The 13,354-nt window shown below is 52.0% G+C and carries 11 protein-coding genes; 7 read left to right on the plus strand and 4 right to left on the minus strand.

What is annotated here, in order from left to right; genetic code table 11:
* From AJE_RS16455 to AJE_RS16475, 4 genes are all read right to left on the minus strand, one after another.
* Positions 1 to 784, minus strand: a 784-nt coding sequence (locus AJE_RS16455; RefSeq protein WP_008951795.1) for an enoyl-CoA hydratase/isomerase family protein, incomplete at its 3' end; no start/stop codon positions are given.
* A 1,103-nt stretch (positions 785 to 1,887) separates the two neighbouring features.
* Positions 1,888 to 3,495, minus strand: a complete 1,608-nt coding sequence (locus AJE_RS16465; RefSeq protein WP_008951796.1) for a carboxyl transferase domain-containing protein — start codon at positions 3,493 to 3,495, stop codon at positions 1,888 to 1,890.
* 1 nt (position 3,496) lies between these two features.
* Positions 3,497 to 4,666 carry an isovaleryl-CoA dehydrogenase gene (locus AJE_RS16470; protein ID WP_008951797.1) on the minus strand — a complete coding sequence of 390 codons (1,170 nt, stop codon included), beginning with the start codon at positions 4,664 to 4,666 and terminating at the stop codon, positions 3,497 to 3,499.
* A gap of 1 nt (position 4,667) precedes the next feature.
* On the minus strand, positions 4,668 to 5,081 hold the full coding sequence (locus AJE_RS16475; RefSeq protein ID WP_008608135.1) for a MerR family transcriptional regulator: 414 nt from the start codon (positions 5,079 to 5,081) through the stop codon (positions 4,668 to 4,670).
* Between the two features lie 262 nt (positions 5,082 to 5,343).
* Here AJE_RS16475 and AJE_RS16480 point away from each other — a divergent pair, with 262 nt between their 5' ends.
* The 7 genes from AJE_RS16480 (at position 5,344) to AJE_RS16510 (ending at position 13,330) form a co-directional block, all read left to right on the plus strand.
* A complete protein-coding gene (locus AJE_RS16480) occupies positions 5,344 to 6,528 on the plus strand; it encodes a thiolase family protein (protein WP_008951798.1) in 1,185 nt (394 codons plus the stop codon).
* Positions 6,529 to 6,741: 213 nt separating this feature from the next.
* On the plus strand, positions 6,742 to 8,238 hold the full coding sequence (locus AJE_RS16485; protein WP_008951799.1) for a CoA-acylating methylmalonate-semialdehyde dehydrogenase: 1,497 nt from the start codon (positions 6,742 to 6,744) through the stop codon (positions 8,236 to 8,238).
* A 134-nt stretch (positions 8,239 to 8,372) separates the two neighbouring features.
* Positions 8,373 to 9,530, plus strand: a complete 1,158-nt coding sequence (locus tag AJE_RS16490; RefSeq protein WP_008951800.1) for an acyl-CoA dehydrogenase family protein — start codon at positions 8,373 to 8,375, stop codon at positions 9,528 to 9,530.
* A 127-nt stretch (positions 9,531 to 9,657) separates the two neighbouring features.
* Positions 9,658 to 10,803: an enoyl-CoA hydratase/isomerase family protein gene (locus tag AJE_RS16495; RefSeq protein WP_008951801.1), complete on the plus strand. Its 1,146-nt coding sequence runs from the start codon at positions 9,658 to 9,660 to the stop codon at positions 10,801 to 10,803.
* 50 nt (positions 10,804 to 10,853) lie between these two features.
* On the plus strand, positions 10,854 to 11,747 hold the full coding sequence (gene mmsB / locus AJE_RS16500) for a 3-hydroxyisobutyrate dehydrogenase (protein WP_008951802.1): 894 nt from the start codon (positions 10,854 to 10,856) through the stop codon (positions 11,745 to 11,747).
* 450 nt (positions 11,748 to 12,197) lie between these two features.
* The gene (locus AJE_RS16505) at positions 12,198 to 12,956 is read left to right on the plus strand and encodes an SDR family oxidoreductase (protein ID WP_008608149.1); all 759 of its coding nucleotides are present in this window, start codon (positions 12,198 to 12,200) and stop codon (positions 12,954 to 12,956) included.
* A gap of 134 nt (positions 12,957 to 13,090) precedes the next feature.
* A complete protein-coding gene (locus AJE_RS16510; RefSeq protein WP_008951803.1) occupies positions 13,091 to 13,330 on the plus strand; it encodes a ribbon-helix-helix domain-containing protein in 240 nt (79 codons plus the stop codon).
* Positions 13,331 to 13,354: the final 24 nt, after the last annotated feature.

Consider the following 13,354-nt stretch of genomic DNA (forward strand, 5'->3'; position numbering starts at 1 on the left):
CCAGCCAAGCCGGTTTGCGTTTCTCTAAAAAGGCCGTCAAGCCTTCCTGACCCTCTGCCGAAACGCGGATCTCGGCAATCGCCTGGGTGGTATGCGCAATCACATTGTTACTGATTTTACGGTTATAAATGTTGTGCAGCAGTGCCTTGGCAGCGCTAACCGCAGCCGGGCTATTTTGCAGCAGACTAGCGATCAAGCTTTCAGCTTGAGATGCCAGTTCACCGGCAGCAACAACCTGATGCAATAAACCCATAGTTAAGGCGCTGTCTGCACTAAAGCGCTCGGCAGTTAAAAAGTAACGCCGGCACTGGCGTTCACCCAGCGCCCGCATCACATAGGGGCTGATTACTGCCGGGATCAGGCCGATCTTTACTTCACTCAGGCAAAAACTGGCGCCTTGTTCGGCCAATGCCATATCACAGCAAGCGACTAAACCCACAGCGCCCCCAAAAGCGGCGCCCTGTACCAGCGCGATGGTCGGTTTAGGAAATTTATCCAGCTTATGCATCAGTGCAGCCAGTTCGTTGGCATCGTCCAGATTTTGCTGGTAGTTTTTTTGCGCCATTGAGCGCATCCAGTTGAGATCAGCACCGGCTGAGAAGTTTTTACCACGGGCGCTAAGCGTTAATACTTTGACCTTATCGTCGGCAGCCAGCTGGTCCAGTACCCGGATCAATTCGGCGATCATCTGGTCGTCGAAGGCGTTGTGGACTTCCGGGCGGTTTAGGATCAGGTTAGCGACACCGCGGGAGTCAATGCTGATTTCGGTATAATGTTGGCTCATAATGATGTCGCTCCGTTATTCTTGCTGTGTTCTGAACTGGAATCTGCGGCCCCCGGTTCAGTGCATCCGATGACGAGCACACCGTACAACTTTGCCGGGACACGCTGTGAATACGTCCCTGTACGCTTGCATTTTTCATCCCTGAAAAATACATTCCCTTACAAAGTGCACGGAATGCTCATCATCTCGTTCGCAATCGCTTGTTAGTTAAGCCCTTGGCTGCGGTAGAATTTTCGTAACAGCAGCATGGATGCTGCGGAGGCTGAAAGGGCACAGGGATGTGATCCTTGAAGCCGGTGGAGAAAATTACTACCCAGTTAAGGGCGTTGCACCGTTCTAAAATTTGTAAACCAAAGTCCGCTGCACCCGGCGGCTAAACACGCCGTACAACTTTGTCGGGGCACGCTGTGGATACGTCCCTGTACGGTTACAAACTTCTTCCTGAAGTTTGCCCTACGGGCCAGCGTGCCGCTGTTCAAATTCGTTCCCGACGAATTTGTTTGTTTGGCATCCATGCCAAACAGGTCCCCGAGCAAAGTGTACTCTGCGTTTACCGCCTCGTTTACCTTCTGTGAGTCGTTATGACTCACTGATATTCGTTAAGCCCTTGGCTGCGGTAGAATTTTCGTAACAGCAGCATGGATGCTGCGGAGGCTGAAAGGGCACAGGGACGTGATCCTTGAAGCCGGTGAAGAAAATTACTACCCAGTTAAGGGCGTTGCACCGATCTAAAATCTGTAAATTAAAATCCGGTGCATTCGGCGGCTAAACACGCCGTACAACTTTGTCGGGGCACGCTGTGAATACCTCCCTGTACGCTCTTGTTTGGCATCCATGCCAAACAGGTCCCCGAGCAAAGTGTACTCTGCGTTTACCGCCTCGTTCACGATCGTGCCGCCAAATGTATATTATCTTGACGCCTCACCGATGTTGTTTAAGCCCTTAGCTGCGGTAGAATTTTCGTAACAGCAGCATGGATGCTGCGGAGGCTGAAAGGGCACAGGGATGTGATCCTTGAAGCCGGTGGAGAAAATTACTACCCTGCTAAGGGCGTTGCACCGCTCTAAACTCTGCTATTTTCAAACACTCACAGAGTGCTTTATTTACATCCTGAACACGCCAAAGCGGCTCTCTTCAATCGGTGCATTTAACGCTGCAGCGAGCGCCAGGCCTACCGTCATCCGGGTTTGCGCCGGATCGATAATGCCATCATCCCACAGCCGCGCGCTGGCATAGTACGGATGCCCCTGCTGCTCATACTGTTCAATAATCGGCTTTTTCAGTGCAGCTTCGGCTTCCGTTGATAAGGTTTCACCCTTACGTGCCAAACCGTCTTTCGTTACCTGCGCCATGACACCAGCAGCTTGCTCGCCGCCCATTACTGAAATGCGTGCGTTGGGCCACATCCACATCATGGTGGGATCATAAGCGCGACCGCACATGCCATAGTTACCGGCACCGTAGCTACCGCCAATCAGTACGGTAAATTTCGGTACTTTGGCACAGCTTACTGCCATCACCATCTTGGCGCCGTGCTTGGCAATACCCTCGGCTTCATACTTTTTGCCGACCATAAAACCGGTGATATTTTGCAGGAACAACAGCGGGATCTTGCGCTGGGCGCAGAGCTCGATAAAGTGTGCGCCTTTTTGCGCTGACTCTGAGAATAAAATCCCATTATTGGCGACAATGCCTACCGGATAGCCGAAGATGCGCGCAAAGCCACAGACCAGGGTCGCGCCATAGTACTGTTTAAACTCATCAAAGTCTGAGCCATCGACAATCCGCGCTATTACTTCTTTCACATCAAACGGCTTACGCAAGTCGGTACCGACAATGCCGTACAGCTCTTTGGCATCGTACAGTGGTTCTGCTACCGGTTTCACGTCCAGCTGCGCTGGCGCAGGGCGGTTTAAGCGCGATACCGCATTGCGTGCCAGTTGCAGTGCGTGTTCGTCGTTTAATGCATAATGATCGGCGACGCCGGAAATTTTACAGTGCACATCGGCACCGCCCAGCTCTTCGGCGGAGACTTCTTCGCCCGTCGCGGCTTTAACCAGCGGTGGACCGGCCAGAAAGATGGTGCCTTGTTCTTTGACGATAATGCTTTCATCCGCCATCGCCGGCACATAGGCGCCGCCGGCGGTACAAAGGCCCATTACCACTGCAATTTGCGGGATGCCTTTGGCCGACATATTCGCCTGATTAAAGAAGATGCGGCCAAAGTGCAGCTTGTCTGGGAAGACTTCATCCTGTCGTGGCAGGTTGGCACCGCCGGAGTCAACCAGATAAATACAGGGCAGGTGACAACGTTCAGCAATTTCCTGGGCCCGCAGATGTTTTTTTACCGTCAGCGGATAATAGGTACCGCCTTTGACGGTGGCGTCATTGGCGACAATCATGCACTCGACGCCGCTGACACGGCCGATGCCAGCGACGACACCGGCGGCAGGGACATAGTCGTCGTAGCATTCCCAGCCGGCAAACTGGCCGATTTCCAGAAAAGGTGAGCCCGGATCCAGCAACTTTTGCACGCGGTCGCGGGCAAAGAGTTTGCCGCGCGCCACATGGCGGGCGATCAGGCTTTCGCCACCGCCCAGTTTAATTTGCCGGACTTTGCTTTGCAGATCATCGACCACCGCCTGCATCGCTGCCGCGTTTTTCTGAAACTCGTCGCTGCGCGGATTAATTTTACTGGTGATTTTTGCCATCTTAGTTCGACTCAGTAAACAGCTCACGGCCGATCAGCATGCGGCGTATTTCCGAGGTGCCGGCACCGATCTCGTATAACTTGGCATCCCGTAGCAAGCGGCCTGTCGGATATTCATTAATATAGCCATTACCGCCTAATAACTGGATGGCATCCAGCGCCATCTGCGTCGCCAATTCAGCCGCATACAGAATCACACCCGCGGCATCTTTACGGGTGGTTTCGCCACGGTCACAGGCTTTAGCAACCATATAAACGTAAGAGCGGGCGGCGTTCATTTTGGTGTACATATCGGCAACCTTGCCCTGTACCAGCTGGAATTCACCAATCGCCTGGCCGAACTGTTTGCGATCATGGATATACGGCACGACCACATCCATACAGGCTTGCATAATGCCCAGTGGGCCTGCTGACAGTACCACGCGCTCGTAGTCCAGACCGCTCATCAGTACCTGTACACCGCGGCCAACCTGACCCAGCACGTTTTCTTCGGGGACTTCGCAATCTTCAAATACCAGTTCACAGGTGTTTGAGCCACGCATCCCCAGTTTGTCGAGTTTTTGCGCTTGCGAGAAACCTTTAAAGCCGCGCTCCACGATAAAAGCGGTGATGCCTTTGCTACCGGCGTTAATGTCGGTTTTGGCGTAAATAACATAGGTGTGGGCATCCGGACCATTGGTGATCCACATCTTGTTGCCATTCAGAATATATTTATCGCCTTTTTTGTCGGCGCGCAGTTTCATGCTGACAACATCAGAGCCGGCATTCGGCTCACTCATTGCCAGAGCGCCAATATGCTCACCAGAGCAGAGTTTCGGTAGATATTTTTGTTTTTGTGCTTCGGTGCCGTTACGGAAGATTTGGTTTACGCACAGGTTGGAGTGCGCGCCGTAGGACAGCGCTACAGAGGCTGAGGCGCGGCTGATTTCTTCCATCGCTATCACGTGCTCTAAATAGCCCAGGCCTGAACCGCCGTATTGTTCGTCAACCGTGATGCCTAACAGGCCTAAATCGCCGAATTTACGCCATAAGTCATTGGGGAACGCATTATCATGGTCAATTTGTGCTGCACGCGGGGCAATTTCTTCGCGGGCAAAGCTGTTTACCTGCTCGCGGATCATATCTACGGTTTCGCCCAGGTCGAAATTCAGGCCTTTATATGTACTAATCATCTTATTCCCCGTTTGCGTTCTTTTGCTGTTTGGCTTCGGCCAGCGTGTCGCGGCAACGTTTTTCTACCGTCACCAGCTCCATCAACACGACCTTAATGTCATCCATCTGCTGCTGCAGCTCGGATTTTTTATGTTCAATTAACTTCAGCATGGTATTGAGCTGGGTTACGCTGCTTTTATCGGCATCGTACAGCTCAAACAACTGGCCGGTTTCGGACAGACTAAAGCCCAGACGTTTACCGCGCAGGATCAGTTTCAGCCGCACCCGATCGCGTTTGCTGTAAATGCGGGTTTGGCCGGCGCGGGTTGGCGATAACAGCCCCTGGTCCTCATAAAAGCGGATACTGCGGGTGGTGATATCAAACTCTTTTGCCAGTTCACTGATACTGTAGGTTTTTTCGTCTTTTTCTTTCATTGCAGGCCTTCCCGAAAAGTGCAGGCAACTATAAGTGAAGTTTACGTAAAGGTAAAGCTGTGGGCGCGCGAATTAAGGCCTGCAGACGGGCGAAACGGTAAAAATGTAAAGATAAGATGCCAAATAGCCGGCACTTTTCGGGACGAAAATCGCCGCTGCGTTTTCCGGCTACAACCATAGTGTTATGATGTTGACGTTGGCGTAAACGTAAATTTGGTGTAGGCTCTGTGCCAGAAAAAATGCCGTAACGGGAGAGAACCGCATGACTCAGCAGAATAGTATTGTGATTGTTGCCGCTAAGCGCACCGCCATGGGTGGCTTTATGGGCGGTCTTGCCGAGGTGGATGCGACCGTATTAGGGGCCACGGCAATTAAAGCGGCGCTAGCCGATGCCGGCATCGCGGCTGAGCAAGTCAGCGAAGTCATTATGGGTAACGTGCTGCCAGCCGGTTTAGGCCAGGCGCCAGCCCGTCAGGCAACCTTAAAAGCCGGGCTGCCACTGAGTGCCGGCGCGACTACTATTAATAAGGTATGCGGTTCCGGCTTAAAAGCGGTGATGTTGGCTGCTGACTTACTCAATGCCGGCAGTGCTGATGTTGTGGTAGCCGGTGGTATGGAGTCAATGAGCAACGCCCCGTATTTACTGGATAAAGCACGCAGCGGCTACCGCATGGGCCACGGTCAGATTAAAGATCATATGATGCTGGATGGGCTGGAAAATGCCTATGACGGCAAAGCCATGGGCTGTTTTGCCCAGGACACGGCGAACGAGAAAGGCATTAGCCGGGAACAGATGGATGCCTACGCGGTGGAATCATTACGCCGTGCCCAGCACGCGATTAGCAGCGGTGCTTTCGCCGCTGAAATTACCCCGGTGGTGTTCCAAACCCGCAAAGGTGAAGTCAGCTTTAATGTCGACGAACAGCCGGGTAATGCCAAACCAGAGAAGATCCCTTCGTTAAAACCGGCTTTTGCCAAAGACGGTACCATCACTGCCGCCAACTCCAGCTCGATTTCAGACGGTGCAGCGGCGCTGGTGTTAATGCGTGAATCCGATGCCAAAGCACAGGGCTTAAAACCACTGGCGCGGGTCGTTGCTCATGCTACGCACTCGATGGAGCCGGCGCTGTTTACAGTAGCACCGGTCGGTGCCATGCAAAAAGTATTGGCCAAAGCCGGCTGGCAAAAACAGCAGGTTGATCTGTGGGAAATTAACGAAGCCTTTGCCATGGTGACCATGCTGGCGATTAATGAGCTGGGCCTGGAGCACAGCAAGGTTAATGTCAATGGTGGGGCCTGTGCCCTGGGCCATCCGATTGGTGCCTCTGGTGCCCGGGTGTTAGTGACCTTAATCCACGCCCTGAAACAGCGCGGTTTAAAAACCGGTGTTGCTTCACTGTGTATTGGTGGTGGTGAGGCCGTTGCCCTGGCTGTGGAAGCGCTGTAATACAAATTGTCGGAAACACGAAATCAGTCTCACTATAACAGCAACACCATAACAAAAAGCGGTTGGGGAGAAGCGCCGCAAATTGCCTGAAAAATAATAGATCAAAAGATCAGCTAGGCACGCTTAACAGGGTAGGAACCGGCCAACAACACAAACACTAAAGCGCCGGCCGCCCGTTTACTAATAGCAGTTAAAAATCAAAGAGATACTAAAATGACACAACAGGTTAAGTTATTTATTGATGGTGAATTTGTGCACTCGAACAGTGACAAATTGATCCCGGTAACCAATCCGGCCACCCAGGAAGTGATTGCACAGGTACCTTGTGCCACTACCACAGAGATGCAGCAGGCGATTGACTCTGCCAAAGCCGCCTTTAAAACCTGGAAAGAAGTGCCGGTGTCTGAGCGCGCTCGTTTAATGATGCGCTACGCCCAGTTGTTAAAAGATCACCAGGGCGAAATCGCTGCCATTATCTGTGAAGAGCTGGGTAAAACCGTTGAAGATGCCAAGGGCGATGTCTGGCGCGGTATTGAAGTGGTGGAGCAGGCGGCAAATATTCCGTCGCTGATGATGGGTGAAACGGTTGAGAACGTCGCGCGCAGCATCGATACCTACAGCTATATTCAGCCATTAGGTGTCTGTGCCGGTATTACGCCGTTTAACTTCCCGGCGATGATCCCATTGTGGATGTTCCCGATGGCGATTGCCTGCGGTAATACCTTTATTTTAAAACCGTCTGAACAGGATCCGATGACAGTAAACAAGCTGGCGGAACTGTTTGTCAAAGCCGGTGCCCCTAAGGGTGTATTGCAGGTCGTACACGGTGCCAAAGAACAGGTCGATACCATTTTGCATCACCCTGATATTAAAGCGATTTCATTTGTCGGTTCGGTCAATGTCGGCCAGTATATTTACAAAACCGGCACTGACAATTTAAAGCGCGTACAAGCCTTTGCCGGTGCGAAAAACCATATGGTGATTATGCCGGATGCGAATAAGCAGCAGGTGATTAATGCGCTGGTCGGTGCCTCTGTCGGCGCGGCCGGTCAGCGTTGTATGGCGATCTCTGTGGCTGTGTTTGTGGGTAGCGCAGCTGAGTGGATCCCGGAAGTGGCGGCGGCCATTGGTAAGGTTGGTCCGGGCCATTACAGCAATGACAAAGCGGCCTATGGCCCGCAAATCAGCCCGCAAGCAAAAGCCCGTATTCTGTCGTTAATTGCCCAGGGTAAAAAAGAAGGTGCAACCTGCCTGCTGGATGGCTCTGACTGTCAGGTTGATGGTTATCCAAATGGTAACTGGGTTGGCCCAACGGTGTTTAGCGATGTCACCACCGAGATGGAAATCTACAAACAAGAGATCTTCGGTCCGGTATTAACCACTATGACAGTAGCTAACCTGGATCAGGCTATTGAGCTGGTAAATAGCAGCCCGTACGGTAACGGCACCTCGATCTTTACCGCCAGTGGTGCTGCTGCCCGTAAGTATCAACATAATATCGAAGTGGGTCAGGTCGGTATCAATGTGCCGATCCCGGTGCCGCTGCCGTTCTTCTCGTTCACCGGTTGGAAAGGCTCTTTCTACGGTGATCAGCATGCCTACGGTAAGCAAGCCGTGCGGTTCTACACCGAAACCAAAACCATTACAGCGCGTTGGTTCGATGACGATATTCAGGTCAGTGGCCCGAATATGTCAATTAACCTGCGTTAACCGGTGACAGGAGCAGGCGTGGCGGCGCCTAAAGTAAAGACAAACTAAAAAAAATTTGCAGCTTTAGCGTCGCCCGTTTTGCCTTTTACTGTGCACTTTTACTGTAATTAATCTGGTAGTACAGGACAGTAACGATGAATTTCAATCTGACTGAAGATCAACAGGCCTTTGTTGAGGTCGCCCGCCAGTTCGCTGAGCAAGAGTTAGCGCCGCATGCCGCGACCTGGGATCGCGAACATCATTTCCCGAAAGACGTGCTGCAAAAGGCCGGTGAGCTGGGCTTTTGCTCGCTGTATACGCCGGAAGAGTTTGGCGGTATGGGCTTATCCCGGCTGGATTCCTCCATTATTTTTGAACAGCTGGCAATGGGCTGTACCGCGACTACAGCGATGCTGACGATTCATAATATGGCAACCTGGATGATTGCCAGCTTCGGCACTGAGGCGGTTAAAGAAAGCTTGTTACCCAAGCTGGTTACCGGTGAGCAATTAGCGTCCTATTGTTTAACCGAACCGGGTTCAGGCTCAGATGCCGCCAGTTTACGCACCAGTGCCCGCAAAGACGGTGAACACTATGTGTTAAACGGCTCAAAAATGTTTATCTCTGGCGCAGGCTCAACTGAAGTCTTAGTCGTGATGGCACGCACCGGCGAAGCCGGCCCGAAAGGGATTTCTGCCTTTGTGGTACCTGCTGATGCGAAGGGCGTGATCTACGGCAAAGCCGAAGAAAAAATGGGCTGGAATGCGCAGCCGACCCGACTGGTAACCTTTGAAGACGTGCGTATTCATCAGTCTGCGCTGTTGGGTAGTGAAGGGCAAGGCTTTAGTTTTGCGATGAAAGGCTTAGATGGTGGCCGGATTAATATTGCTACCTGTTCTATTGGTACTGCGCAGCAAGCCCTGAATACGGCCCGTAATTATATGCTGGAGCGGCAGCAATTTGGTAAGCCGCTGGCGGCGTTCCAGGCACTGCAGTTTAAACTGGCTGATATGGCGACCGAGCTGGTCGCCGCCCGTCAGTTAGTACGCTTAGCCGCCTTTAAACTGGATACTCAGGATCCGGAAGCAACTGCCTATTGTGCGATGGCCAAGCGTTTTGCTACTGACGTCGGTTTTAGTGTCTGTGATCAGGCACTGCAGCTGCATGGTGGTTATGGTTATATTAAAGAATATCCGCTGGAGCGGCACTTCCGTGATGTACGGGTACACCAGATCCTGGAAGGCACCAACGAAATCATGCGGCTGATTATTGGTCGTCGCCTGCTGGATGAAGCTGCCGGCGCTATCCTGTAATACAGCCAGGTTAAACTCGGGTAGGTTTGTTGCAAAGCCTAGCCGTGGCCGTCACCGCTTAGCCAGACGCTATGCGGTGACGGCAAGCGCTGCGCCTTACACCTGCAGCCAAACAGAAGGACTCATCATGCTTGAACACTCTGTTGCTCCGGTGCTCTATCAGGAGCTGACCGCAGTTAATGGCAAAAAAATTGCCGTCGCTACCCTTAATTCTGAAAAATCCTTAAACGCGCTAAGCCTGCCGATGGTGGAGTCGTTGCTGCCACAGATGCTGCAATGGAAGGCCGATCCGCAAGTAGCGCTGGTAGTATTACAAGGTGCTGGCGATAAAGCCTTTTGTGCCGGCGGCGATATCCGCGATCTGTACCAGGCGATGAAAGATCAGCCTGGTACTTATCAGCCCTATGTCGAAGATTTCTTTACCAAAGAATACCGGCTGGATTATTTAATTCATACTTTTGACAAACCGGTACTGGTTTGGGGCAACGGTATTGTGATGGGCGGCGGGCTGGGCTTAATGGCCGGTGCCTCGCATCGCGTAGTCACGGCGAGCAGCCGGATTGCCATGCCGGAGATGGCCATAGGCCTTTATCCGGATGTCGGTGCCAGCTGGTTCTTAAATCGTATGCCAGCAGGCTGCGGCCTGTTTTTAGGTTTAACCGGCGCCTCTATTAATGCTGCCGATGCGCGTTTTATAGGTTTGGCTGATGTCTTTATCTGCCATGAGCAAAAAGCCGAACTGCTGGACAAACTGTTGACGGTTAATTGGGGTAATACGGTGGCGCTTAATCATCAGAAACTGTCTGATGTACTGCGCGCGCAGGAAGAAGGTTGTCGCACCCAGATGCCACTTAGTCAAATCCGGCTGCATCAGGATGCGATCAGCCGCTTACCCGGGCAAGCGGATCTGGCTGGCGTAATGGCGGCAATAGACGCCATGCAGGGTGAGGATAAATGGCTGCTAAAAGCCAAGGACTCACTGCGCTACGGTAGTCCAATCACGGCACATATTGTGTATCGCTTATTGCAACTGGGGCAAAGTTTAATTCTGGCCGACAGTTTCCGCTTGGAGCTTGGCTTAAGTGTGCAATGCGCCAAACTGGGCGAGTTTCAGGAAGGGGTGCGGGCACTGCTGATTGATAAAGATTTACAACCCAAGTGGCAGTATCCGGATGTGAGCGCTGTGCCGCAGGCGGTGATCGATGAGTTATTCCGTTCACCCTGGAGCGCCGGGCAACATCCGCTGCAGGATTTAGGCAAGCTAGAAAACTAATTTATTGCTCTGGCCGCAAGGCGGTCAAACCTGATAACAAGGATAAGACAATGGCAAAAGTAGCTTTTATTGGTTTAGGTAATATGGGCGGCCCGATGGCGGTCAATCTGGTTAAAGCCGGTCATCAGGTTACGGCTTTTGACTTATCGGTCAATGCATTGGCCCAGGTAAAAGCCGAAGGGGCAGCCGTGGTCAGCTCGGCTGCTGATGCCGTTGCCGGCGCTGACTTTGTGATTTCGATGCTGCCTGCGGCGAAACACGTGCTGAGCTTATATCTGGGGGAGCAGGGCATTGCCACCCACATCGATAAAAAAGCGCTGGTAATTGATTGCTCGACTATCGATGCGGACAGTGCCCGTAAACTTGGTGCAGCTTTGGCTGAGCAAGGTCTGGCCTTTATTGATGCGCCGGTTTCCGGTGGTGTCGGCGGCGCTAAAGCTGGTACCTTAACTTTTATTGTCGGCGGCAGTGACGCAGATTTTGAGCGGGCGAAAACCGTACTAAGCAATATGGGGAAAAACCTGTTTCATGCCGGCGCGGTTGGCGCCGGGCAGATCGCAAAAATTTGCAACAATATGCTGCTCAGTATCCTGATGGTTGGTACCTCAGAAGCGCTACAAATGGGTATTGATAACGGTCTGGATCCGAAGGTTTTGTCGGAGATTATGCTAAAAAGCTCGGGCCGTAACTGGACCCTGGAACTATATAACCCTTGCCCGGATGTGCTGCCAAATGTGCCGTCGTCCAATGGCTATCAGGGCGGCTTTATGGTCGATTTGATGGTCAAAGATCTGGGTCTGGCGCTGGAAGCGTCGCTGCAAAGTGGCAGTAGTACGCCGCTGGGGGCGTTGGCGCGTAGCTTGTATGTGGCGCATCAGCGGGCCGGTAATGGTAAGCTGGATTTTTCCAGTATTTTTACCGCCTTCGAAAAAGTTAAGAATTAACACTGAGAAAACTCTCTCCGAACCGCGGGATGACTGCGTACATTTTTTCTGAGACACGCCGTGAACCGTCCCTGGGGCTCGATTGTGAATATCATCCATGATATTCACCGGAGGCCAGCAGGGCTGTCCAAATTCGTTCCCGACGAATTTGTCCGGCCATCCATGGCCTCCAACGGTCTCAGAAAAAAGTACATCCGCCATCCCGCTTACTACGGATGTACCCTTAGATTTTCATCTGAGACAGATGCGGATGTACTTTTTTGACGGAACGTCTTTCGCATGGATGCGAAAGAGACAAATTCGTCGGGAACGAATTTGAACAGCGGCACGCTGACCCTAAGGGCAAACTTCGGGATGAAGTTTGTAACCCTACATGGATGTATTCACGGCGTGTCCGGCAAAAAATGTACGCAGTATCTGTCGTAGCCTGATAGAAGTGGTGAATTTATTATGAATTTAAAAGATAAAACAATAGTAATTACCGGTGGCGCCCAGGGCTTAGGTCTGGAAATGGCGCGGATGTGTGCTGCAGAGGGTGCCAAACTGGCGCTACTGGATATGAACCCGGAGCAGCTGGCAGCGGCGAAGGCGGAGCTTTCAGCGCAAACCCAGGTGGCAGTCTACGTTGCTAACGTGGCGGATGAGGCGCAGGTCGAAGCCACTTTTGCCCAAATCGATGCCGACTTTAACGGTATTGATGGCCTGATTAACAACGCCGGTATTTTACGTGATGGCCTGCTGCTGAAAGTTAAAGACGGTGAACTGGTTGCCAAGATGCCATTACAACAGTTCCAATCGGTGATTGATGTTAACCTGACCGGGGTATTCCTGTGTGGCCGTGAAGCCGCTGCACTGATGGTTAAACACGGTCGTAAGGGTGTCATTATCAATATGTCGAGCGTGGCCCGTGCCGGTAATATGGGGCAAACGAACTATGCTGCCTCTAAAGCCGGGGTCGTGGCGATGACTGTCACCTGGGCACGTGAATTAGGCCGTTATGGCATCCGCGTGGGCGCTATTGCCCCTGGCGTGATCCGCACCGCCATGACCGATGCCATGAAGCCTGAAGCGCGCGAGCGCCTGGAAAAAATGAAACCGGTTGGCCGTTTAGGTGAAGCTGCAGAGATTGCGCATACAGCTAAGTATATCTTTGAAAACGATTTCTTTACCGGCCGGGTGGTAGAAATTGATGGTGGTATCAGTTTCTAAACCGTTGTTTTCTCTTTGCTATAGAAAAGGCGCTGCGGCGCCTTTTTTAATTGCATTATTGAGTTGCAGTATTTATATTGAGATTTAATATTTTGTGGTGCAATAACGCATCACTTTTGCACCAGGGGCGCGCAATGACGAGACAGAGTGTAACACTTAGCCAAGCGAACGAGCAGTGGCTACAAGAAAAGGTGCAGAATGCTCATGAATACAACAGTAAAAGTGAGCTGATCAACGAGTTAATCCGCAACGCGAGGCGAGCTGATGCCATCAATCAAAAACTCGCGGCAGCAGAAGCGGCCGGCTTTACTGATAAAAGTGCGGAGCAAATACTTGCAGAGTTTAAAAGAAAGCTGCTGATTAGGGCGTGTTGACGTTTGCTGCTTGTTTTTGCAGCC

Origin of the sequence: Alishewanella jeotgali KCTC 22429 (genome assembly GCF_000245735.1) — a bacterium.
In the GTDB taxonomy this organism is placed as follows: Bacteria; Pseudomonadota; Gammaproteobacteria; order Enterobacterales; family Alteromonadaceae; genus Alishewanella; species Alishewanella jeotgali.